Raw genomic sequence first — 22,100 nt, 5'->3', positions numbered from 1 at the left:
CTCCCGTCAAATAGGAAAACTGCTAGTCATTGGATGGGTGCCGCGCAGGAATCAGCGCGGCGAGACGATCAGCGTGGTACCCCGCACCTCGACAATGCGGAAGCGACCCGGAAGCGGCTCGGTGTTCGGCGCCAGCTCCACGCTCCAGTCAGCGCCGCGATACGGCACGCGGGCACGCCCATTCGGGTCCCAGGCGGAGACATCGAGTTCCTGGCCGATATCGAAGTTTACATCGGGATCCGTCGATGCCGTACCCCGACGCAGCGTGCCATAGCGTGTGCGGCGCAAGGCCGCGATACACGCGATGGCTACCAGGGCCGCCGTGACCGTTTGCGCCGGTACACCGAGGCCGGCAAGCGCGGCCACACCACCGGCCGCCACGCCCACGGCGATCATCAGCAGATAGAAGGTGCCCGTCGCCATCTCGGCAATCACCAGCACCACTGCCGCGGCGAACCATATGTAGTAAGACGACATCCCGCTCCTTTTCCCAATAAAAAACCCCCGCCGCGCCATAGGCGCCTGCGGGGGCTGTTGCAACACCTGCCGCAGGGCCGGTGCCACGCGGCGTCCCGGGTTCAGCCGGGCACCGCTTTGGATGAGTTATCGCTATTGTGACGCCAAATGCCTTACGAAGCCAGTTGCTTCCAGGTTTCGACCACCGAATCAGGATTCAGCGAGATCGACTTGATGCCTTCCTTGGCGAGCCACAGCGCGAAATCCGGATGGTCCGAAGGGCCCTGACCGCAGATACCGACGTACTTGTCGAGGCGTAGCGCCGTGGAAATGGCGCGCTGCAGCATGAAGATCACAGCGGGATCGCGCTCGTCGAAGTCCTTGGCCAGCAGCTCCATGCCGGAATCGCGGTCCAGACCCAGCGTCAGCTGCGTCAGGTCGTTCGAGCCGATCGAGAACCCATCGAAGAACTCCAGGAACTCCTCGGCCAGGATCGCGTTCGACGGCACTTCGCACATCATGATGATGCGCAGGCCGTTTTCGCCGCGCTTCAGGCCGTGCTTGGCCAGCAGCTCGATGACCTTCTTGGCCTGGCCCAGCGTGCGCACGAACGGCACCATGATCTCGACGTTCGTCAGGCCCATTTCGTCGCGCACGCGCTTCATGGCCTTGCATTCCATCTCGAACGCTTCGGCGAAGTCCTCGGCGATGTAGCGCGACGCGCCACGGAAGCCCAACATCGGGTTTTCCTCGTCCGGCTCGTAGCGCGAACCACCGATCAGCTTCTTGTATTCGTTCGACTTGAAGTCGGACAGGCGCACGATCACGGGCTTCGGATAGAACGCCGCGCCGATCGTGGCGATGCCTTCCGCCAGCTTGTCGACGTAGAACGCGCGCGGGCTGGCGTGGCCACGGGCCACCGATTCCACGGCCTTCTTCAGGTCGGCATCGACCTGCGGATAGTCGAGGATGGCCTTCGGGTGAACGCCAATGTTGTTGTTGATGATGAACTCGAGGCGGGCCAGGCCCACACCGTGGTTCGGGATCTGCGCGAAGTCGAACGCGAGCTGCGGATTGCCCACGTTCATCATGATCTTGGTTTCGATCTCAGGCATCTCGCCGCGCTGGACCTCGGTGATCTCGGTCTCGAGCAGGCCGTCGTAGATGCGGCCTTCGTCGCCTTCGGCGCACGACACCGTCACCAGCGTGCCGTCCTTCAGCAGATCGGTGGCATCGCCGCAGCCGACCACGGCCGGCACGCCCAGTTCACGGGCAATGATGGCCGCGTGGCAGGTACGGCCGCCACGGTTGGTGACGATGGCCGAGGCACGCTTCATCACCGGCTCCCAGTTCGGGTCGGTCATGTCTGCCACCAGCACGTCGCCCGGCTGCACGCGTTCCATTTCGGACGGGTCGTTGATCACGCGGACCGGGCCGGTACCAATCTTCTGGCCGATGGCGCGACCGCTGGTCAGCACGGGCGCCGTGCCTTTCAGCTTGAAGCGCAGCTCGGCCTTGCCGGCGGACTGGCTCTTCACCGTCTCCGGGCGCGCCTGGAGGATGTAGATCTTGCCGTCCTTGCCGTCCTTGCCCCACTCGATGTCCATCGGGCGGGCATAGTGCTTCTCGATGATCATCGCGTACTTGGCCAGCTCCGACACATCGGCGTCGGTGATCGAGTAGCGGTTACGCAGTTCGGGCGCCACATCGACGGTCTTCACGCGGCCGGCTTCACCCGGGCCCGTGAATTCCATCTTGATCAGCTTCGAGCCAATCGAGCGGCGGATGATCGGGTACTTGTTCAGCTCTAGGGTCGGCTTGAAGACGTAGAACTCGTCCGGGTTCACGGCGCCTTGCACCACGGTCTCGCCGAGGCCATAGCTCGACGTGATGAAGACCACGTCGGGGAAGCCCGATTCGGTGTCGATGGTGAACATCACGCCCGACGCCGCGAGGTCCGAACGGACCATGCGCTGCACGCCGGCGGACAGTGCCACGACATCGTGGGCAAAGCCCTTGTGCACGCGGTACGAGATGGCGCGGTCGTTGTAGAGCGAGGCGAACACGTGCTTGATCTTGTCGAGCACGTCGTCGATGCCGCTGACGTTGAGGTACGACTCCTGCTGGCCGGCGAACGAGGCGTCCGGCAGGTCTTCGGCCGTGGCCGAGGAACGGACGGCGAACGATGCCTCGGCGCCTTCACGGGCCGACACGCGGGCATAGAATTCGCGGATCTCCTGTTCCAGGCGCGGCTGGAACGGAGCGGCGGCAACCCAGCCGCGGATCTCGGCGCCGGCTTCCGCCAGGGCCTTCACGTCATCGACGTCGAGCGTCTTCAGGCGATCCGAAATGCGGGCGGTCAGGTCGTTGTGTTGCAGGAAGTCGCGGAACGCGAGCGAGGTGGTAGCAAAACCGCCGGGAACACGGACGCCAGCCTCTGCCAGCTGGGAGATCATCTCCCCCAGCGAAGAGTTCTTGCCGCCGACGGTTTCCACGTCATGCATGCGCAACTGCTCGAACGGCAGCACATAGGCGCCGTTATCTGCCTGGTTAGTCATAAAAGCCTCAAAAACAAAGTAAGAAATCGGTGTCACCGACCGGTATGTTGTTGGGGTTCTGTTCCCGGCGGATCGCTTGGCTAAACCATTCCGGAGCGCAGGCGGATGCTGCGGCGCACATTGTCGACAATCGTGCCGCAGATCGTTGCTGCACCGGCGCGTGCGGAATTGCTTAGCCAAAAGATCGCCGCTATTCTACCGTGCCGCACCGCACTTTCGCGTGGCAGCCTCAAAAATTGACCAGACATGTCCCTTCCCGAAGCGCCTGATGCGCCCCAACAGGCGCCTGCGCCCGGCACGGCGGCAAGCCCTGCCACCTCTCCCGCCGCGTCGCCCCCGGCCACCGCCAGCACTGGCGATCGCCCTGCCATCCGTACGGTTTTTATCGTATCGGACGGCACCGGCATCACGGCCGAGACCTTCAGCCACTCCATTCTGGCCCAGTTCGAAATGCGCTTCCGCAAGGTGCGGATGCCGTTCGTGGACACACCGGAAAAGGCACACGTGGCCGTCGGCAAGATCAACGAGGCGTTCTATAACGAGGGCGTGCCGCCCATCGTGTTCACCACGCTGGTCAATGCCGAGGCTAACAAGGCCCTGCGGCGCGCCAAGGCGATGATCCTGGACATGTTCCAGACCTTCATCGAGCCGCTGGAAAAGGAGCTGGGCCTCAAGTCCACACATGCAATCGGCCGCTTCCACCAGAATGCGGACACCGAGGCCTACAAGAACCGGATCGAGGCGATCAACTTCTCGCTGGCCCACGACGACGGCCAGTCGCACAAGAACCTGGAAGAAGCCGACGTGATCCTGGTGGGTGTGTCGCGCAGCGGCAAGACGCCGACGAGCCTGTACCTGGCCATGCAATACGGGCTGAAGGCCGCCAACTATCCGCTGATCCCGGACGATTTCGAGCGCGGCCGCCTGCCGTCGGCGCTCTACGCGTTCAAGCCCAAGATCTTCGGGCTCTCGATCGACCCGCAGCGTCTCACCGAGATCCGCAACGAACGGCGCCCGGGCAGCAAATACGCGGCACTGGAGAACTGCCGCTACGAGGTCAACGAGGCCGAGGCCATGATGCGCCGCGAAGGCATCAAGTGGCTCAGTTCGACGCACAAGTCGATCGAGGAGATTGCCACGACAATCCTCCAGGAAATCAAGATCGACCGCGACAACTATTGAGATTTTGAGAATCGTCCCGTAGCGCTGGAGGCGCTACGGGGTCACCATCGGACGGTCAATCACTCACTGCGAGGAGATATGACCACCATGGTTGCTGGCCACGCCTTCCTACCCCCTCCCGGCAATGACGGGCGCCGCCAGCGCGATCGCCCGCCCCCGCCGCCCGTGCGGCACACGCTTGGCATGCGCATCGCCAGCGTCATCTTCGCAGCCGTTGTCGCATCGCTCGGGGGAATTTTCGGCATCATCGAGCTGAGCGCCCGGCACACGCGTGCCGCCATTGATGGCGAGCTTAAGGCCATTCACGCCCAGCAAGAAGCCCATAGCCAACGGTTGGATCGGTTCGAATCGGCGGTCCTGTATCAGTTCGGCCAGGTCAACGAGCGGTTCGACAAGCTGGACGCACGGATGGACAAATCGGAAGCCCGGATGGATCGCATGGAAGACCGGCACGAGCGGGGATTGGCGCGACTGGAAGGCAAGATCGACAGGATCGCCGAGCACATCGGGATGTACAGCGGCGCGCGGCGGTTGCCGGCCACTCGCCAGCCGAACTCCTGATGTCAGCGCGATGCCGCGCGCCGCTGCCTGACCGTTTCAAACAGGCAGACAGCGGTCGCCGCCGCCACATTCAGCGACTCAAGGCCGCCCGGCTGCGGAATGCCGACGGTCCGCGAGACGCGTGCCATCCATTCCGGACTGACACCTGCGCCTTCGTTGCCGACGACCCAGCCCACCGGCTGGCGGAGATCGGTATCGAATACGGCTGCATCGGCATGCGACGACGTCGCCAGCAACGGCACGGCAAGCCGGCTTTCGAGCATCTCGAGCGTGCAGTGCTCGACGATATTGAGGTGGAAATTCGCACCCATGCCCGCGCGCAGGGTCTTGACCGACCACGCAAACGCGCAGCCCGTGGTCAGGAAGGCGTGCGGAATCCCCGCAGCGGCAGCGCTGCGCAAGATCGATCCGACATTGCCGGCGTCTTGCACGCCGTTCAGGATCACGCAATCCGTGTCGATCGTGGACGGCAGGTGCCCGCCGGGCGTGTCGATCACGAGCATCAGGTCGATGCCGTTCACCACACTCGTAATCTGCGCGAACAGCGCATCCGCCAGCAGGACAACGCGGTCCGGATCAATGCCTTCCAGCAGTGGGCGCACTTCGGCGTGATCGTAGTGCCGCTCTGACACGACGCAACTGGTCGGCTGCCCTCGCGCGGCCACATACGCCTGCGCGAGGTGCACGCCATCGAGCACGGACTGCCCCGCCTTGCGGCGTGCGTGCGTGGACCCAGTAAGGGCCTTCAGGTGCTTGAACAGCGCATTGTCGCGCGAGGTGACGTGCTTCAAGGATGTGTCTCAGAAAGGCAGCGCGTCGCGCTCCAGCACCACCCGCACCGGCGCAAACGAGCGGCGGTGATGCGGTGTCGCACCAAACTGCTGGAGCGCGGCCAGATGCTGGGGCGTGGGATAGCCCACGTGGGCATCGAAGCCGTACTGGGGATATTCCAGGTGCAGCGCGTGAAGCTCGCGATCGCGGGCCACCTTGGCAAGGATCGACGCAGCGGAAATGGCTCGCACCTTGGCGTCGCCCTTCACGATGGCCTCGACCGGATACGGGACCTGCGGACAGCGATTGCCATCGACCTGCACCAGATCGGGCAAGATGCCGCTCGCCGTCAGGCCCGCCACGGCGCGCTGCATCGCCAGCATGGAAGCGTGCAGGATATTCAGCGAGTCGATTTCCTCGACCGAAGCCGACGCGATGTGCCAGCCGATCGCCCGCTCGCAGATGCGTTCGAACAGTACCGCGCGCTTATCGGCGCTCAGGATCTTCGAGTCGGCGAGGCCCCGGATTTGCCGCTCCGGGTTCAGGATCACGGCGGCGGCATAGACCGGCCCCGCCAGCGGACCGCGCCCGGCCTCATCCACGCCACAAAGATGGCGTACGACGGCAACGGTTTGGGTCAACTCCAGCCCCATCTGCGGCGACGGACCCTTGCCGGCTTTCTGGCTGGCCATCAGCGCACACCCCGTTCGTGCATGAGATCCACCACCACGCCGGCGGCGAGGTTGGCCGTGTCGCGCTTCAGCGTCTCGTGCATGGTCGTGAAATGTTCCCGCAAGAAGGCGATATTGCCCTCGTCGTTCAGTTGCAGCAGCGTCTCGCGCGCCAGCGCCTCCGGCGTGGCGTCGTCCTGGAGCAGTTCTGGCACCACGAACCGCCCTGACAGAATATTAGGCAAGCCCACGTAAGGCAGGTAGCCCTGTCGCTTCATGATCTGCGCGGTGAGCCAGGGCACCTTGTACGAGATGACCATCGGCTTCTTGTAGAGCGCTGCCTCGAGCGTAGCCGTACCGCTGGCCAGCAGCACGACGTCGGCGGCTTCCATGGCCAGATGCGACTGGCCATCCACCACGGTCAGGTCGATCTCCGGATAGCGCTCGTGCAGCCCGCGGATAATCTCGTGCAGCGGCGCGCTGGCTGCCGGCAGAACGAATGCCAGGTTGCCGTCCATGCGATGCATGCGTGCCATGGCCGCAAAGAACGTCGCGCCAAGGTTGCGCACCTCGGACTGCCGGCTACCCGGCAGCACCGCGACGATGCGCTTACCTTCGGGCAGGCCAAGCTTTTCCCGCGCGCCCTGGACGTCAGGCACCATCGGAATCACATCGGCCAACGGATGACCGACGTAGGTCGCCGGAATGCCGGCCTTCGCATAGATCTCGGGCTCGAACGGGAACAGGCAGAGGATGTGGTCCACCGCGCGCGCGATGGTACGAATGCGCCCGCCGCGCCACGCCCAGATTGACGGGCTGACGAAATGCACGACAGGGATGCCCGAGCGGCGCAGGGGCACTTCCAATCCGAAATTGAAGTCGGGCGCGTCTACGCCGATGAAACACAGCGGCGGATTGGCCAGCAGCTTCTCGCGAATTGCCCGGCGCGTTGCCAGGATTTCCCGCAGCGAACCGAGCACCTCCACATAGCCGTTGACGGAGAGCGTCTCCATCGGCCAGTGCGAGACGAAGCCCTGCGCCATCATGCGGCGGCCGCCGATGCCCGCGAAGTCCACGGACTCGCCCAGCCGCGCATGAAGCCCTTCAAGCAGGAGCGATGCCAGCAAATCGCCGGAAGCCTCCCCGGCAACCATGGCAATCGTGCCACGCTTGTTGACATTCGCCCGAGCTACGGCGGGCGGATCGGCCTGCACTGCGGCGTGAATCATGTGCGGCGCGGCTTAGCGGACGATGCCGCGCTGCGTCGCGGCCAGGAATTCGACGAAGGCACGCAGTGGCGCGCCGGTAGCCGCATCGGTCTGGCCCAGCAGGGCCGAGATCTCGCTGCGCGCCTCGTCGAAGCCCAAGTCTGACTTGTACAGCAGCTTGTAGGCCTGGCGCAGGGCGGCGATCTGGCCGGCATCAAAGCCCCGGCGACGCAGACCTTCCACGTTGACACCGTGCGGCGTGGCCTTGTTGCCGTTCTTGTCGCTCGCGGCGATCACGAATGGCGGCACATCCTGGACGAGCGCCGACGCGCCGCCCAGCATCGCATGGGCGCCGATGCGCACGAACTGGTGCACGCCGCTCATGCCGCCGAGAATGGCCCAGTCGCCCACTTCCACGTGGCCTGCGATCTGCGCGTTGCTCGAAAACACCGTGTTGTTTCCCACGCGGCAGTCGTGCGCGATGTGCACGTAGGCCATGATCCAGTTGTCGTTGCCGAGGCTGGTCACGCCCTGGTCCTGCACCGTGCCGGTGTGGATCGTCGTAAACTCGCGAATCGTGTTGCGGTCGCCAATCTCGAGCCGGGTGGGCTCGTTGGCGTACTTCATGTCCTGAGGCGTGCCGCCCACCGAGGCGTACGGCCCGATGCGGTTGCCTTCGCCGATGGTGGTATGGCCTTCGACGGTGGTATGCGAGCCGATCCGGGTGCCGCTGCCAATCCGCACGTTCGGACCGATGATGGAAAACGGACCGACGGTCACGTCGGCGGCAAGTTCTGCCTTCGGGTCGACCAGTGCGCTGGGATGGATTTGCGTCATACGTCCTGTCCTGTGGTCTGAATTCGGTTGAGTCCCGCGTGTTGCCACGCGGGACGGGGCCCATGGGTGGGCGCGGCGGCGCCGATCAGCCTTCGGCCTGCTTGACCGTGCACATCAGTTCCGCTTCGCAGGCGATTTCGCCGTCCACGGTGGCGCTGGCCTTGAACTTCCAGATGCCGCGAATGTAGCGCTCGACGGTCACGTTCAGGTGCAGCTGGTCGCCGGGGTAGACCACACGCTTGAAGCGCGCGCCATCGATACCCACGAAGTAGTACAGCGCGCCTTCCTTGCGCTCCATATCGGCGCCGAAGGTCAGCAGGCCGGCCGACTGCGCCAGGGCCTCGAGGATCATCACGCCCGGCATCACGGGTTGATCGGGAAAGTGCCCCATGAAGTACGGCTCGTTGATCGTGACGTTCTTAAGCGTCTTGATCCGCTTCTGCGGCTCGAACTCCAGCACGCGATCGACGAGCAGGATCGGGTACCGATGCGGCAGCAGCTTCAGGATCTTGCGGATGTCGATGTCGGATGCGGTCATGATGATTTCTCTTCGTCTTGTTTGGTATTGGACCCGGCGGACTGGCCGCGCAGGCGGCGTTCCAGCGTGACCACGCGCTCGCGCAGCTTGGACAATCCGCGCACGATGGCCGCATTGCGCTCCCACTCGCCATGCGTCGTGAACGGAAACACGCTGGTGTAATGCCCCCCGGGTTTCGTAATCGATTTGGTAATCGAGGTGCCGCCGGACACCGTCGTCCGGTCGGCGATATTCAAATGGCCCGCGAAATTGGCCGACCCGCCAATCACGCAGAAACGGCCGATGCGGGTGCTGCCGGCCACCGCCGCGCAGCCCGCAATGACCGTATGGGCGCCCACCCGCACGTTGTGCGCGATCTGGACCTGGTTGTCGAGCTTGCAGCCCTCCTCGATGACCGTATCGGCCATCGCGCCGCGGTCGATGGCCGTATTGGCGCCCACTTCCACGTCATTGCCCAGCACGGCACGGCCAACCTGCGGAATTTTGACGTATTCCACCCCGGCCGGACCGATGTCCGGCGCGAAGCCAAAGCCATCCGCGCCCACCACCACGCCGCTGTGCAGGATGTTGCGCGCACCCACCACGCAACGATGATAGACGGAAACGTTCGCGTAAATGAGCGTATCGTCGCCGATCTCCGCGCCTGCGCCGATAAAGGCATTCGCCAGGACCCTTACCCGCTCGCCCAGCCGCGCGCCAGCCTCGATCACCACGTTGGGGCCGATAAAGCAGGACGCCGGCACCACGGCATCGGCGGCCACGCTCGCGCGCGGGTCGATGCCAGTGCGCGGATCGGCATTCGCCTCACGGTCGAAGCGCTGCGCCACGCGGGCAAAGCAGACATACGGGTTGCGGGCGACCAGCCAGTTGCGGCCGTCGGCCTGGCCATCGGCGCGAATACGCTCGAGGTCGGCCGGCGAGACGATGACGGCGCTGGCATTGGAGGCCAGCGCCTGCGGCAGGTACAGCGGATTGGACAGGAAAGACAGGTCGCCGGGGCCGGCCTGGTCGAGCGGCGCCAGGCCGCGCACGGCGAGGTCGGGATCACCCACAACCTGCGCGCCGTTTTCGGTGGCGAGCTGACCCAGTGTGGGTGTCTGCATGGCGGTACTTCCTTGAAGAACGAGACAGCGACGAACGAGCGCGCGCCGCTTACTTGCTGCCGGCGTTGAGCGCCTTCATCACGTCATCGGTAATGTCGATGCGTGGATTGACGTACACCGCTTCCTGCACGATCAGATCGTACTTGCGCTGCTCGGCAATCTGACGGATCACCCGGTTCGCGCGCTCCAGTACCTGGGCCAGTTCCTCGTTACGACGCTGGTTCAGGTCCTCGCGGAACTCGCGTTGCTTGCGCTGGAACTCGCGATCGAGATCGGCCACTTCGCGCTGGCGGCGCTGGCGGTCGGAATCGGCCAGCACAGCCGTGTCCTTGTCGAGCTTGTCGGCCATGCCCTTGATCTTCTGGGCCATGTCCTGCAGTTCGCGATCGCGTTTCGAGAATTCCTGCTCGAGTTTGACCTGGGCAGCCTTGGCCGGCTGCGAGTCACGCAGGATACGTTCCGAGTTGACCGCGGCAATGCGTGCCTCCTGAGCCATCGCCGGGGCGGCTACGCACAGGGCCGCTGCGGCCAGCGCTGCGGCGCTCAGGGATTTCATCAGTGGTGTATGGAGTTTCATGAAACAAATCCTTTTTGGGGATCAGAACGCGGTACCGATCTGGAACTGGAATCGCTGTACGCGATCCGTATCGTCCTTCTTCAGCGGGAAGCCCATGCTGACCTTCAGCGGGCCGATCGGCGACAGCCACGACATGCCGAAGCCGGTCGAGTACTTGAGGTCGCTGAACGTAATCGGTGCACCTTCCTGGTACACGTTACCAAAGTCGAAGAACGTGAACAGGCGCAGCGTGCGGTCAACACCCGAGCCCGGCAGCGGGAACACGAATTCCACGTTACCGATCAGCTTGGACGCACCACCCACCGGGTTGCCGTTCTGGTCCTTCGGACCAAGCGTGCTGGTCTGGTAGCCGCGCACCGAGCCGATACCACCGGCGTAGAAGTACTTGAACACCGGGAACGGCGTGTCGCCGTAGCCGTGGCCGTACGCCACTTCGCCGTTGAAGGCCAGTGTAAAGGCCTTGGAGATCGGATAGAAGTACTGCTGCTGGAAGCTGGCGCGATAGTACTGCGTATCGCCGCCCGGCACGCCCACTTCGAGGTTGGCCTGCGTGTATGGACCCTTGGTCGGGATCAGCGCACTGTCGCGACGGTCACGGGCCCAGCCAATCGTGAACGGGAAGTTGTTGATCGGGTCGCCGCTGCTCTTGCCGATCTTGTTCAGCCACGCGGTGTACTGGGTCGGCGTGTTGACGGAGGTATGCACCTCGGTGCGCTCGTAACCGATACCGAAGAACACCGTGTCATTCTCGGAGAACGGCACGCCGAACTTGAAGCCGCCGCCGGCCGAGACGATCTTGTAGTCCTGGTCGCCGGTGTAGTACAGCGGACGGGAGGTACGGTAGTAGATGTCCGTGGAACGGCTGATGCCATCCACCGTGAAGTACGGGTCGTACTGCGTCAGCGAGATGGTCCGGAACGACTTGGCCGTGTTCACGTCCAGGCCCAGGCTGGTACCGGAGCCGAACACGTTGTCCTGGCGCAAGCCGGCCTGCAGCACGAGCTTGTCAGTCGACGAAAAACCCAGGCCCAGGCTGATCTGGCCGGTCGGCTTCTCGGTCACGTTCACGTTGACATCCACCTGGTCGGGCGCGCCGGCCACGTCCTCGGTGGTGATATTCGTGTCCGTGAAGTAGCCGGTACGGTTGATACGGGCCTGCGACTGCGTGAGCTTCTCGCTGTCGAACCACGAGCTTTCCATCTGGCGCATTTCGCGGCGCACCACTTCGTCGCGGGTCTTGCTGTTGCCCACCACGTTCACGCGGCGTACATACACGCGGCGGCCGGGGTCGACCATCAGCGTCAGCGCCACTTCGCGCGTTTCCTGGTTGACCTGGGGCTGCGGATTGATAGTCGTGAACGCGTAGCCGTAGGTACCCAGCAGATCCGTGATGGACTTGGTGCTGGCCGTCAGCTTTTCGGACGAGAAGATATCGCCCTTCTTCAGCTGCAGCAGCTTTTCCATCTCGGCCTGCTTGCCGAGCAGTTCGCCGGCCAGGCGAATGTCGGACACCTTGTACTGATCGCCTTCCTTGATGTTCAGCGTCAGGAAGATGTCCTTCTTGTCCGGCGTGATCGAGACCTGCGTGGACTCGATCTGGAACTCCAGGTAGCCGCGGTTCAGGTAGTACGAGCGCAGCGCTTCCAGGTCGGCCGTGAGCTTCTGCTTCGAGTACAGGTCGTTCTTGGTGTACCAGGACAGCCAGTTCGGCGTGGAGAGCTGCATCTCGTCGCGCAGCGTGCTTTCCTTGAAAGCCTTGTTGCCGACGATATTGATCTGGCGGATCTTGGCGACCGGGCCTTCTTCCACGTTGAACACCACGGACACGCGATTGCGGTCCACCGGCGTCACCGTGGTCTGCACGTCGGCAGCGTAGTAGCCGCGCGCCACGTACTGGCGCTTCAGCTCCTGCTCGGCCTTGTCGATCAGGGCCTTGTCGTAGTAGCGCGCTTCAGCCACGCCCACCGCGCGCAGCGAACGGCGCAGCGTGTCCTTGTCGAATTCCTTGATGCCGACGAACTCGAGCTGCGAGATGGCCGGGCGCTCTTCCACCTGGACCACGAGCACGCCCTCTTCGGCGCGGATCTGCACGTCCTTGAAGAAACCGGTATTGTAGAGTGCGCGAATCGCATCGGCGCCCTTGTCGTCGGTGAAGGTCTCCCCGACGCGCACAGGCAGATAGCCGAACACAGTGCCCGGCTCCACGCGCTGCAGGCCTTCCACGCGGATGTCCCTGACCACAAACGGGTCGGCGGCCCAGCCCGCCGGGCTCCAGGCCGCGATAATGGCACTCGTCAGCACGCCCAGCGAGATGCGCTTATGTCTGATCAACGTGAATCCCCTATTCCTCTTCGATTTCATGCAGGGTATTGGCTCCGATGCCGTCCCGACGCCGTCCATGATGACGCCTGGCTTTGCTGACAAGGCCGTCCCCTCCCGACGGGTTCGACGACACCGCCGGGACGCGACCTTCTTCGGCCGACGGCCGGTTTCGGCTACGCGGATCTAGCCGCGCGCAAGAAACAGTCGGCTGACGTCATTGAACAAAGCGAGTGAGGTCAGGAGCAAGATGCACGCGATGCCGACCTTCTGCAGCATCGCCTGCCAGTGATCTGGTACGGGCCTGCCAGTCAAAAATTCCACGCAATAATACAGCAAATGCCCCCCATCCAGAACCGGAATGGGTAACAAATTGAGCACACCGAGGCTGACGCTGACCAGCGCCAGGAAGCTGATAAACGGCTGCCAACCCATGTTGGCGGCACGGCCGGCGTAGTCCGCCACCGTGAGCGGGCCGCTCAGATTCTGCAATGACGCCTGCCCCACCAGCATCTTGCCGAGCAGTTTCAGGGACAGCGTGCTGGTGCTCCAGACCTGGTCGGCTGCCCGCACCACGGCCTGCCACGGTGCGTAGCGGACGATCTCGGTCTGCACCGCCTGGTTCAGCGCGGCGCCCAGCTTGCCCGTGGGGCCTGCCGCCGCCCCGCTGGCGTCCTTCGCACCGTCCGGGGCCGGGGCTGCGTCCAGCTTGACCGGCACATCCAGCCGCTGCCCATTACGTTCTATGCCCAGCGTGACCTGCTCGCCCGGCCGCGCCCGTACCGCGCGGATCAGCTCGCTCGCCTGCGTCAGGGGCTGGCCCTGCCAGGCCACCACACGGTCGCCGGCCTTCAGCCCAGCCCGCTGCGCCGCCGAATCCGGCACGATTTCCGTAATCGTAACCGGCCCGCCCTTCAGGTACAGGCCGAGCGTGGCCAGCGGGTCCTGTTCGGGATTGCCGCCGGTATTGGGCAGGCGAGGCAGCCGGATGTCGCGCTCGGCCCCATCGGTGCCGCGCACGCGCAGCACGGCGCTGGCGTCGCCAAAACCTTCGGCGAACACGGCCATGCGGAGGTCATTCCAGGACTGGACCGGCTCGGTCCGGTCGTTGGCGGTCAGCGATAAAACGCGGTCGCCGTCCCGCACACCGGCCTGGGCAGCGACGGTGCCGGCCGCGGGGGTTGCCACCAGGGGTACCGGCTCGCGCATGCCGCCGGCGAACAGCACTATATATAGAAGGATGGCCAGCGCAAAGTTGGCCACCGGCCCGGCTGCGACGATCACGAAGCGCTTGCCCACCGGCTGCCGGTTGAACGCGCGCGGCAGGTCTTCCGGGGGGATGGGGGGATCGGTCTCGGGGTCCCGCTCGCGCTCGTCGAGCATCTTGACGTAGCCGCCCAGGGGGATCGCAGCGAGCGTCCACTCGGTGCGGTCAGGCCCCTTGCTGGTCCAGCGCGCCAACGACCGGCCGAAGCCGATCGAGAACCGCAACACCTTGACGCCGCACGCGCGAGCGGCCAGGTAGTGCCCCATCTCGTGCACGAAAATCAGAATGCACAGGGCGACGACGAACGCAATTACGGTCTGCATGACAAATCACCCTCTCCAGAGCTAGCCGCGCCGAGGCGCGACGGCGCTACCTACTTAGCGGCTGGCCAGCCGCGTCAGCAATGCCTGCGCGGCACGCCGTGCCGCAGCATCGGCCGCCAGCACGCCTTCGAGTGTCTCGGCCGAGCCAGACTGCGGCTGCTCGAGCACGCCGGCTACCACGCGGGCAATATCGGTAAATCGGATCGCCCCGCCGAGGAAGGCCTCCACGGCCACCTCGTTCGCGGCGTTCAGCACGGCGGGGGCTAGCCCGCCCGCGCGCAATGCATCAAAGGCTAGCCCCAGGCAGGGGAAGCGATCAAGGTCAGGAATCTCAAAATGCAGGCCGCCGGCGACGGTCAGGTCGAGCGGGCTCACCCCGGAGTCGATCCGCTCCGGGTACGCCATGCCATAGGCGATGGGCGTGCGCATGTCGGGGTTGCCAAGCTGGGCGAGCACCGAACCATCGGCGTACGCCACCATCGAATGAACGATGCTTTGCGGGTGGATCAGCACCTCGATCTTGTCCGCCGGAGCGCCGAACAGCCAATGGGCCTCGATGACCTCGAGCCCCTTGTTCATCATCGTGGCGGAATCCACCGAGATCTTGCGGCCCATCACCCATTTGGGGTGGGCGCAGGCCTGATCGGGCGTGATGTCGTGCAAGGTGGACGGATCACGCGTCCGGAACGGGCCACCCGACGCGGTTAGCAGCACCTTGGACACGCCCGCGCCGTAGCGCGGGTCGCTGGTCGGCAGGCACTGGAAGATCGCGTTGTGTTCACTGTCGATGGGCAGCAGCGTGGCGCCGTGCTCGCGCACCGCGTCCATGAAGATGGCGCCCGACATGACCAGCGATTCCTTGTTGGCCAGCAGCACGCGCTTGCCCGCCCGTGCGGCGGCGAGCGAGGAACGGAGCCCGGCCGCGCCGACGATGGCGGCCATCACGGCATCGGTGCCGTCATCGGCGGCGATCGACTCCAGCGCGGCTTCGCCGTAGCTGACCTCGGTCTTTACGCCGGCATCGCGCAGCAGCGTCTCGAGCTGGCGTGCCGCATCGGCGGAGCCCACCACGGCACGCGCCGGGCGGAATTCCACGCAGGCCGCTGCCAGCTTCTCCACCTGACGGTGGGCGCTCAACGCATGCACGGTGTAGCGGTCCGGATGCCGACGCACTACGTCGAGTGTGCTTTCGCCGATGGAGCCCGTGGCGCCCAGGATGGTAATGCGTTGCATAGGAACCAGATAACCAAATTCAGATTGTGATCACATCCAGGCCAGCAGCAGCGCCGCCAGCGGGAACACCGGAATGAGCGCGTCGATGCGATCGAGTACGCCGCCGTGCCCGGGCAGCAGCCGGCTGCTGTCCTTCTTGCCGATCTGACGCTTGAGCAGCGACTCGAACAGGTCGCCGATAACGCTGGCCGCCACGAGCAGCGTGGAGAGGCCGATCATCAGCCCCAGCCCACCCTGATCGGCGACGCGCGAAAACCAGGTCGGTGCGAAGGCATGGGTGGTGCCAAGCGCCACGGCCACGATCATCACCAGCAGCCAGCCGCCAATCGCACCCTCCCAGGACTTGCCCGGGCTGATGGTCGGCGCCAGTTTGCGCTTGCCGATGGCCTTGCCGACGAAATAGGCGCCGATATCGGCCGCCCAGACCAGCACGGCCGCCGACAGCAGTACCGCGATGCCTTCGGCCCGCAGCACCATCACGGCGTGACCGAACGCTGGCAGCATGATCAGCCCAAGGATGGCGCCAAGCACCGTGAACCCCGGCGTCGCCTTGCGCACGCCCCGTGCCAGCAGCACCAGCGCCACGCCCCAGGCCACCAACGCGGCGGCCAGCAGGAAATGGATGGCACGGCGTTCGGGCGCGTCATGGAAGTAAATCAGCACCAGCAGGCAGGCCACCGCGTAGACGTAGGGCCAGAAACGGCGCAGCCCGATCAGTCGCCCGAACTCCCATCCGGCCAGCAGCACGATCACGGCGATCAGCCCCGCCAGCCACATCACGGGCGCCAGGAACAGGATCGGCAGGATCAACAGCAACAGGCACAGGGCGGTGATGACGCGGGTGATGAGCATGCGCTGCGGTTTCCTTTGAAGGTGGGATCAGGACAGGCCGGTCGCGGCGAGCCGCTCAGGCCGTACCAGACAGACCGGGCGCCACCAGTTGGGCGCTGGTCCGGCCAAAGCGCCGCTCGCGCTGCCGGTACGAGGCGAAAGCCTTGTCCAGCTCGGCGGCGTCGAAATCGGGCCAGTAGGTATCGGTGAAGTACAGCTCGGAATACGCGAGCTGCCATAGCAGGAAATTGCTGATGCGCTGCTCGCCGCCGGTGCGAATGAACAGGTCCGGCTCGGGCGCATAGGACATCGCCAGGTGCGGCGCCAGCACAGCCTCGTCGATGGCATCCGGGTCGAGCATCGGCGAGCGGGCCAGCATCTTGCGCATGGCCTGAAGCAGGTCCCAGCGGCCGCCGTAGTTCGCGGCGATGGTCACCGTCAGGCCGGTATTGCCGGCGGTGCGGGCCTCCGCATCGCGGATCAGCTGCTGGATGCGCGGGCTGAAGCGCCCGAGGTCGCCCACCACGCGCACGCGGATGTCATTGGCATGCATCTTGACCACCTCGCGGCGCAAGGCGGTCATGAACAGGCGCATCAGGAACGACACCTCATCCGCCGGACGGCGCCAGTTCTCCGAACTGAACGCGAACAGCGTGAGGAACTGCACGCCGCGGGTGGCACAGGCCTCCACCACCGCGCGTACCGCGTCCAGGCCACGGCTGTGGCCTGCCACGCGGGGCAGATGACGCTGGGTCGCCCAACGGCCGTTGCCATCCATGATGATGGCAACGTGGCGGGGCACGTAAGTGGTATCGGGAACGCCGAGCGTCGAACTGATGTGCTGCATGGATTCGCGGACGGGGACGGGGCCGGCGGGGTTCCCGCCGGGCGGCCGTCAGACCGTCATGATCTCCTTTTCTTTTTCGGCCACGAGCTTGTCGATCTCGGCCACGAACTTGTCCGTCAGCTTCTGGACTTCATCCTGGCCGCGGCGCTCGTCGTCCTCGGAAATGGTCTTGTCCTTGACGAGCTTCTTGAACTGCTCCATGGCGTCGCGGCGCAGGTTGCGCACGGCCACCTTGGCACCTTCGGCCTCGCCCTTGACCACCTTCGTCAGCTCCTTGCGGCGCTCTTCGGTCAGTGCGGGCATCGGCACACGGATGGTTTCACCCATGGTGGCCGGGTTCAGGCCCAGGTCGGCGTCGCGGATGGCTTTTTCCACCGCGCCCACCATCTTCTTCTCCCAGGGCTGCACGCTGATCGTGCGCGCATCGGCCAGGCCGACATTGGCCACCTGGCTGATCGGCACCATCGAGCCGTAGTAGTCCACCTGGACGTGATCGAGCAGACCGGTGTGGGCACGACCGGTACGAATTTTCGCCAGATCGGCCCTGAAGGCTTCGATCGACTTCTGCATCTTCTGCTCGGCGCTCTTCTTTGTGTCGGCGACGCTCATGTTTACCTCCGGAAATCAGCCAGACAGGATCCCGCCGGACGGGATCGAAAATGAATCATTCTACTCTCAGGCCGGGCCGAATCCGCATTGTGACGCGGCCCGCCGTCGTCATACGTGCACCAGCGTACCTTCGTCTTCGCCGAGGATCACGCGCTTCAGCGCACCCGGCTTGACGATGGAGAACACCTTGATCGGCAGCTTCTGGTCGCGGCACAGCGCGAAGGCCGTGGCGTCCATGACCTGCAGGTTGCGCGAGATGGCCTCGTCGAACGTGATGGTGGTGTAGCGCGTGGCGCTGGGGTCCTTCTTGGGGTCGGCCGTGTACACGCCGTCCACCTTGGTGGCCTTGAGCACGACTTCCGCGCCGATTTCCGCGCCGCGCAGCGCGGCGGCGGTGTCGGTGGTGAAGAACGGGTTGCCGGTGCCGGCCGCGAAAATCACGACCTTGCCCTCTTCCAGCTGGCGGATGGCGCGCGGGCGGATATAAGGCTCGACCACCTGGTCCATGCGCAGCGCCGATTGCACGCGGCCTTCGATATTCGCGTGGCGCATGGCGTCCTGCAGGGCCAGCGCGTTCATCATGGTGGCCAGCATGCCCATGTAGTCGGCCGTGGCACGGTCCATGCCGGCGGCGCCGCCGGCCACGCCACGGAAGATGTTGCCGCCGCCGATGACCACGGCGACCTGGACGCCCAGCTTCACGATCTCGGCAATGTCGTTGACCATGCCCTCGATGGTGGCGCGGTTGATGCCGAAGGCATCGTCGCCCATCAGGGCCTCACCGGAAAGTTTAAGTAGGACGCGCTTGTAGGCTGGCATGTTCACCCTCGGGCTGGTTCTTGATCGCTCGTTCGAACGGATGGATTGGCGCGCGCGAGCCGGGCTGCCGGGGCTTGTGACCCCGGCTTGGCTCAGGGCCGCGCGGAAATACGGAATTGCGGGACAGCTCGAAGCCGGTTTTCGCTGTCATCTGCCGGCATCGTTACGCGAACCTCGCCCAACATGCAGGTGACTGCGGAAATCGACTGATACAGCCGCGGCGCCCGGCATTCTGCCTGACGCGCTTGTGCAGAGGGGCACCTTGCGGCGCCCCTCGGCATTATACGGTGGCGGAATCGGCCCTTAACGAAAAAGGCCGCTCCCCCACCCTGACGATCAGCCCTTCTGGGCGGCAGCCACCTGGGCGGCCACTTCAGCAGCGAAGTCGTCCTGCTTCTTCTCGATGCCCTCGCCCACCACGTACAGGGTGAAACCCTTCACCGTGGTGTTGACGGCCTTCAGCATCTGCTCGACGGTCTGCTTGTCGTTCTTCACGAACGGCTGGTTGAACAGCGAGACTTCCTTCAGGTACTTCTGGACCGAGCCTTCGACCATCTTGGCGACGATCTCGGCCGGCTTGCCCGACTCGGCAGCCTTCTGCTCGGCGATGCTGCGCTCCTTGGCGATCAGCTCGGCGGGCACCTGGTCCGACGACAGCGACACCGGCTTCATGGCGGCCACGTGCATGGCCACGTCCTTGGCGGCGGTTTCGTCGCCGTCGAACTCGACCATCACGCCGATGCGCGTGCCGTGCAGGTACGACACCAGCTTGCCGCCATTGGCGTAGCGGGTGAAGCGGCGGATCGTCAGGTTCTCGCCGATCTTGCCGATCAGCGCGGCACGGGTGGTTTCCACCGACACGCCGTCGATTTCCAGCGCCGACAGGGCAGCCACGTCAGCCGGGTTCTGCTTGGCGATCAGTTCGGCGACCTTGGCCGAGAAAGCCAGGAAGTCGTCGTTCTTCGACACGAAGTCGGTTTCGCAGTTCAGCTCGACCAGGACGCCGGTCGTGCCGTCGATGTACGAGGCCACCACGCCTTCGGCGGTCACGCGCGACGCAGCCTTGCTGGCCTTGTTGCCCAGCTTGACGCGCAGCAGCTCTTCAGCCTTGTCCAGGTCGCCATTGGCTTCCGTCAGGGCCTTCTTGCATTCCATCATCGGCGCGTCGGTCTTCGCGCGCAGTTCTGCAACCATGCTTGCGGTAATTGCCGCCATTTGTCACTCCTTGATTGGTTCGGGCCGATGTCCCGCCTGCTTCCGGGACACCCGCCGGTGTCTGATCAACTTGGGTCCGGCTCACCCGCGGCGAATCGTATTCGCGGCGGATGACAACAAAGTCAGTTTCAGCTTGCGGCGCACTGCGTTTCGCAGTTTGCAAAAAGGGGGCGCCAGAAGTGCCCCCTTTTCCATGTGCCGCAAGGCGGGCGCCGGCGGCCGGTGTACCCCGGCCTCAGGCGCCAGCGGGCAATCAGCCTTCCTGGACTTCGACGAATTCGTCGCCGCCACGTGCAGCTTCCACCACTTCCTGAACCGCATTGGCGCGGCCTTCCAGGATGGCGTCGGCCACGCCGCGCACGTACAGGGCCACGGCCTTGCTCGAGTCGTCGTTACCCGGGATCACGTAATCGATGCCTTCCGGCGAGTGGTTCGTGTCAACCACGCCGATCACGGGGATGCCCAGCTTGGCGGCTTCCGTCACGGCGATCTTGTGGTAGCCCACGTCCACCACGAAGATGGCGTCAGGCACGCCGCCCATGTCCTTGATGCCGCCGATGGACTTTTCCAGCTTGGCCATCTCGCGCTCGAACATCAGCGCTTCCTTCTTGCTCATGGTGTCCAGCGCGCCGGCTTCCTTGGCGGCTTCCATGTCCTTCAGGCGCTTGATCGAGATCTTGACGGTCTTGAAGTTCGTCAGCATGCCGCCGAGCCAGCGGGCGTCGACGTAGGGCATGCCAGCGCGGCCAGCTTCTTCAGCCAGGATTTCGCGCGATTGACGCTTGGTACCTACGAAAAGCACGCTACCGCGGTTTGCTGCCAGTTGACGCACGTACTTCATCGCGTCCTGGAACATCGGCAGGGTCTTTTCGAGGTTGATAATGTGGATCTTGTTGCGATGACCGAAGATGAAGGGGGCCATCTTCGGGTTCCAGAAGCGGGTTTGGTGGCCAAAGTGGCAACCGGCTTCCAGCATTTCGCGCATAGTCACGGACATGAGAGGTACTCCAATAGGGTTAGGTCTGAAGTCCGCCCCGACATTCCTGAAAAGGAACACCCCGGATGGGCGGACCAGCGATTTACTAATAAAATTTGCTTCCCGACCCGCCACCGGCATCAGCCAGCAGCAAGTCAGCCCGCGATTGTAGCAACAAAATGGCGTCGGGCTCAAGCCCTGTCTGGCCCCTCGCGCACCCGCCAGCCCGCCAATTCTTGGCCCGGGCGCCGCCAAATCCCTGCTTTCGGGGCGCGATGGTGCGATAATCCCACTTTGCGAATCGATTACCGGCGCGGCCCGCGGCCCCGCCGTCACTTATTTCTGGCGAAGCAGCATGAGCATCCACCTGAATACCGCCGAAGACATCGCCCAAATGCGCGTGGCTTGCCGCCTTGCCTCCGAGGTCCTCGACTACATCACGCCCCATATCGTCCCCGGAGTGACCACGGGCGAACTCGACAAGCTCTGCCACGCCTATATGCGTGACGTGCAAGGCACCGTGCCGGCGCCGCTGAACTACGCGCCGCCGGGCTACCCGCCCTTCCCCGGCGCGATCTGCACCTCGGTCAACGACGTGATCTGCCACGGCATTCCGGGCGACCGCGTGCTCAAGAGCGGCGACGCGGTGAATCTCGATATCACCGTAATCACGAAGGAAGGCTATTACGGCGACACCAGCCGCATGTTCATCGTGGGCGAGGGTTCGATCCTGGCCAAGCGCCTGGCGCAGGTTACCTACGAGTGCATGTGGAAGGGTATCCAGCAAGTGCGCAATGGCGCACGCCTGGGCGATATCGGCCATGCCATCCAGGTGCACGCCGAAGCTTCCGGCTACAGCGTGGTGCGCGAGTACTGCGGCCACGGCATCGGCAAGGTGTTCCACTCGGACCCGCAGGTGCTGCACTATGGCCGCCCCAACACGGGCACCGAGATCAAGTCCGGCATGATCTTCACCGTCGAGCCGATGATCAACGCCGGCAAGCGCGACATCCGCACCATGCCCGACCAGTGGACCGTGAAGACGCGTGACCGCAGCCTGTCCGCGCAGTGGGAGCACACCGTGCTGGTGACGGACACCGGCTTCGAGGTGCTGACGCTGTCGGCCGGCTCGCCCGTGCCGCCGGCCTTCATTACCGAACCCGTCGCGGCCTGACGCCGCGTTGACCGCCAGGGCGCCG

The 22,100-nt window shown here is 64.6% G+C and carries 21 protein-coding genes; 3 read left to right on the top strand and 18 right to left on the bottom strand.

Features of this window, described 5'->3' with window-relative positions:
• Positions 1–51 precede the first annotated feature (51 nt).
• Together AC1EJR_RS22005 and ppsA are read right to left on the bottom strand one after the other, a co-directional pair.
• Entirely contained in the window at positions 52–477 is a 426-nt protein-coding gene (locus AC1EJR_RS22005) for an NfeD family protein (RefSeq protein ID WP_477113708.1), read from the bottom strand.
• Positions 478–629: 152 nt separating this feature from the next.
• Positions 630–3,014: a phosphoenolpyruvate synthase gene (gene ppsA, locus AC1EJR_RS22000; protein ID WP_092297658.1), complete on the bottom strand. Its 2,385-nt coding sequence runs from the start codon at positions 3,012–3,014 to the stop codon at positions 630–632.
• Positions 3,015–3,260: 246 nt separating this feature from the next.
• Here ppsA and ppsR point away from each other — a divergent pair, with 246 nt between their 5' ends.
• A complete protein-coding gene (ppsR, locus tag AC1EJR_RS21995; RefSeq protein ID WP_255370907.1) occupies positions 3,261–4,196 on the top strand; it encodes a posphoenolpyruvate synthetase regulatory kinase/phosphorylase PpsR in 936 nt (311 codons plus the stop codon).
• Between the two features lie 78 nt (positions 4,197–4,274).
• The gene (locus tag AC1EJR_RS21990; protein ID WP_477113706.1) at positions 4,275–4,757 is read left to right on the top strand and encodes a hypothetical protein; all 483 of its coding nucleotides are present in this window, start codon (positions 4,275–4,277) and stop codon (positions 4,755–4,757) included.
• Between the two features lie 2 nt (positions 4,758–4,759).
• On the opposite strand, the gene AC1EJR_RS21985 is transcribed toward AC1EJR_RS21990, so the two are convergent.
• The 16 genes from AC1EJR_RS21985 to rpsB form a co-directional block, all read right to left on the bottom strand.
• Positions 4,760–5,548, bottom strand: coding sequence for a TrmH family RNA methyltransferase (locus tag AC1EJR_RS21985; protein WP_092297652.1), 789 nt, complete (start codon positions 5,546–5,548; stop codon positions 4,760–4,762).
• A gap of 9 nt (positions 5,549–5,557) precedes the next feature.
• Positions 5,558–6,220, bottom strand: a complete 663-nt coding sequence (gene rnhB / locus AC1EJR_RS21980; protein WP_441590808.1) for a ribonuclease HII — start codon at positions 6,218–6,220, stop codon at positions 5,558–5,560.
• A complete protein-coding gene (lpxB, locus tag AC1EJR_RS21975) occupies positions 6,220–7,353 on the bottom strand; it encodes a lipid-A-disaccharide synthase (RefSeq protein WP_477108109.1) in 1,134 nt (377 codons plus the stop codon). The genes rnhB and lpxB overlap by 1 nt, the downstream gene beginning before the upstream one ends.
• An 87-nt stretch (positions 7,354–7,440) precedes the next feature.
• Entirely contained in the window at positions 7,441–8,244 is an 804-nt protein-coding gene (lpxA, locus tag AC1EJR_RS21970; RefSeq protein ID WP_092297646.1) for an acyl-ACP--UDP-N-acetylglucosamine O-acyltransferase, read from the bottom strand.
• 85 nt (positions 8,245–8,329) lie between these two features.
• Positions 8,330–8,782, bottom strand: coding sequence for a 3-hydroxyacyl-ACP dehydratase FabZ (gene fabZ, locus AC1EJR_RS21965; protein ID WP_092297643.1), 453 nt, complete (start codon positions 8,780–8,782; stop codon positions 8,330–8,332).
• The gene (lpxD, locus tag AC1EJR_RS21960; RefSeq protein WP_092297640.1) at positions 8,779–9,885 is read right to left on the bottom strand and encodes a UDP-3-O-(3-hydroxymyristoyl)glucosamine N-acyltransferase; all 1,107 of its coding nucleotides are present in this window, start codon (positions 9,883–9,885) and stop codon (positions 8,779–8,781) included. The genes fabZ and lpxD overlap by 4 nt, the downstream gene beginning before the upstream one ends.
• A 49-nt stretch (positions 9,886–9,934) precedes the next feature.
• On the bottom strand, positions 9,935–10,462 hold the full coding sequence (locus AC1EJR_RS21955; protein WP_092297637.1) for an OmpH/Skp family outer membrane protein: 528 nt from the start codon (positions 10,460–10,462) through the stop codon (positions 9,935–9,937).
• A 21-nt stretch (positions 10,463–10,483) separates the two neighbouring features.
• Positions 10,484–12,823 (bottom strand): outer membrane protein assembly factor BamA, encoded by a 2,340-nt coding sequence (gene bamA, locus AC1EJR_RS21950; RefSeq protein ID WP_369823500.1) that lies wholly within the window; start codon positions 12,821–12,823, stop codon positions 10,484–10,486.
• 144 nt (positions 12,824–12,967) lie between these two features.
• Positions 12,968–14,371, bottom strand: a complete 1,404-nt coding sequence (gene rseP / locus AC1EJR_RS21945) for an RIP metalloprotease RseP (protein ID WP_092297631.1) — start codon at positions 14,369–14,371, stop codon at positions 12,968–12,970.
• 54 nt (positions 14,372–14,425) lie between these two features.
• On the bottom strand, positions 14,426–15,604 hold the full coding sequence (ispC, locus tag AC1EJR_RS21940) for a 1-deoxy-D-xylulose-5-phosphate reductoisomerase (RefSeq protein WP_092297628.1): 1,179 nt from the start codon (positions 15,602–15,604) through the stop codon (positions 14,426–14,428).
• 30 nt (positions 15,605–15,634) lie between these two features.
• Positions 15,635–16,456 carry a phosphatidate cytidylyltransferase gene (locus AC1EJR_RS21935; RefSeq protein ID WP_441590804.1) on the bottom strand — a complete coding sequence of 274 codons (822 nt, stop codon included), beginning with the start codon at positions 16,454–16,456 and terminating at the stop codon, positions 15,635–15,637.
• Positions 16,457–16,511: 55 nt separating this feature from the next.
• Entirely contained in the window at positions 16,512–17,282 is a 771-nt protein-coding gene (locus AC1EJR_RS21930; RefSeq protein ID WP_092297622.1) for an isoprenyl transferase, read from the bottom strand.
• 48 nt (positions 17,283–17,330) lie between these two features.
• The gene (gene frr / locus AC1EJR_RS21925) at positions 17,331–17,891 is read right to left on the bottom strand and encodes a ribosome recycling factor (protein WP_092297619.1); all 561 of its coding nucleotides are present in this window, start codon (positions 17,889–17,891) and stop codon (positions 17,331–17,333) included.
• A 108-nt stretch (positions 17,892–17,999) separates the two neighbouring features.
• On the bottom strand, positions 18,000–18,710 hold the full coding sequence (pyrH, locus tag AC1EJR_RS21920; protein WP_092297616.1) for a UMP kinase: 711 nt from the start codon (positions 18,708–18,710) through the stop codon (positions 18,000–18,002).
• Positions 18,711–19,046: 336 nt separating this feature from the next.
• Positions 19,047–19,925 carry a translation elongation factor Ts gene (gene tsf / locus AC1EJR_RS21915; protein WP_092297613.1) on the bottom strand — a complete coding sequence of 293 codons (879 nt, stop codon included), beginning with the start codon at positions 19,923–19,925 and terminating at the stop codon, positions 19,047–19,049.
• A gap of 253 nt (positions 19,926–20,178) precedes the next feature.
• Positions 20,179–20,922, bottom strand: a complete 744-nt coding sequence (gene rpsB, locus AC1EJR_RS21910) for a 30S ribosomal protein S2 (RefSeq protein WP_092297610.1) — start codon at positions 20,920–20,922, stop codon at positions 20,179–20,181.
• 334 nt (positions 20,923–21,256) lie between these two features.
• Here rpsB and map point away from each other — a divergent pair, with 334 nt between their 5' ends.
• Complete coding sequence (gene map, locus AC1EJR_RS21905; protein WP_092297607.1) at positions 21,257–22,075, top strand: type I methionyl aminopeptidase; 819 nt, start codon at positions 21,257–21,259, stop codon at positions 22,073–22,075.
• Positions 22,076–22,100 lie beyond the last annotated feature (25 nt).

The sequence above is a fragment of the Cupriavidus sp. 05T42 genome (assembly GCF_056396345.1).
Note: the sequence above shows the minus strand (reverse complement) of the source record. Positions and strands in the feature narration are given on the sequence as shown.

What these genes read in the sequence shown, in the direction of transcription:
- map (WP_092297607.1), top strand. Translation starts at nt 21,257, where the DNA reads ATGAGCATCCACCTGAATACCGCCGAAGACATCGCCCAAATGCGCGTG.
- rpsB (WP_092297610.1), bottom strand. Translation starts at nt 20,922, where the DNA reads ATGTCCGTGACTATGCGCGAAATGCTGGAAGCCGGTTGCCACTTTGGC.
- AC1EJR_RS21955 (WP_092297637.1), bottom strand. Translation starts at nt 10,462, where the DNA reads ATGAAACTCCATACACCACTGATGAAATCCCTGAGCGCCGCAGCGCTG.
- rnhB (WP_441590808.1), bottom strand. Translation starts at nt 6,220, where the DNA reads ATGGCCAGCCAGAAAGCCGGCAAGGGTCCGTCGCCGCAGATGGGGCTG.
- lpxB (WP_477108109.1), bottom strand. Translation starts at nt 7,353, where the DNA reads ATGGTTGCCGGGGAGGCTTCCGGCGATTTGCTGGCATCGCTCCTGCTT.
- pyrH (WP_092297616.1), bottom strand. Translation starts at nt 18,710, where the DNA reads ATGCCAGCCTACAAGCGCGTCCTACTTAAACTTTCCGGTGAGGCCCTG.
- AC1EJR_RS21990 (WP_477113706.1), top strand. Translation starts at nt 4,275, where the DNA reads ATGACCACCATGGTTGCTGGCCACGCCTTCCTACCCCCTCCCGGCAAT.
- bamA (WP_369823500.1), bottom strand. Translation starts at nt 12,823, where the DNA reads ATGAAATCGAAGAGGAATAGGGGATTCACGTTGATCAGACATAAGCGC.
- lpxA (WP_092297646.1), bottom strand. Translation starts at nt 8,244, where the DNA reads ATGACGCAAATCCATCCCAGCGCACTGGTCGACCCGAAGGCAGAACTT.
- AC1EJR_RS21930 (WP_092297622.1), bottom strand. Translation starts at nt 17,282, where the DNA reads ATGCAGCACATCAGTTCGACGCTCGGCGTTCCCGATACCACTTACGTG.
- AC1EJR_RS21935 (WP_441590804.1), bottom strand. Translation starts at nt 16,456, where the DNA reads ATGCTCATCACCCGCGTCATCACCGCCCTGTGCCTGTTGCTGTTGATC.
- AC1EJR_RS22005 (WP_477113708.1), bottom strand. Translation starts at nt 477, where the DNA reads ATGTCGTCTTACTACATATGGTTCGCCGCGGCAGTGGTGCTGGTGATT.
- fabZ (WP_092297643.1), bottom strand. Translation starts at nt 8,782, where the DNA reads ATGACCGCATCCGACATCGACATCCGCAAGATCCTGAAGCTGCTGCCG.
- ispC (WP_092297628.1), bottom strand. Translation starts at nt 15,604, where the DNA reads ATGCAACGCATTACCATCCTGGGCGCCACGGGCTCCATCGGCGAAAGC.
- frr (WP_092297619.1), bottom strand. Translation starts at nt 17,891, where the DNA reads ATGAGCGTCGCCGACACAAAGAAGAGCGCCGAGCAGAAGATGCAGAAG.
- lpxD (WP_092297640.1), bottom strand. Translation starts at nt 9,885, where the DNA reads ATGCAGACACCCACACTGGGTCAGCTCGCCACCGAAAACGGCGCGCAG.
- ppsR (WP_255370907.1), top strand. Translation starts at nt 3,261, where the DNA reads ATGTCCCTTCCCGAAGCGCCTGATGCGCCCCAACAGGCGCCTGCGCCC.
- rseP (WP_092297631.1), bottom strand. Translation starts at nt 14,371, where the DNA reads ATGCAGACCGTAATTGCGTTCGTCGTCGCCCTGTGCATTCTGATTTTC.
- ppsA (WP_092297658.1), bottom strand. Translation starts at nt 3,014, where the DNA reads ATGACTAACCAGGCAGATAACGGCGCCTATGTGCTGCCGTTCGAGCAG.
- tsf (WP_092297613.1), bottom strand. Translation starts at nt 19,925, where the DNA reads ATGGCGGCAATTACCGCAAGCATGGTTGCAGAACTGCGCGCGAAGACC.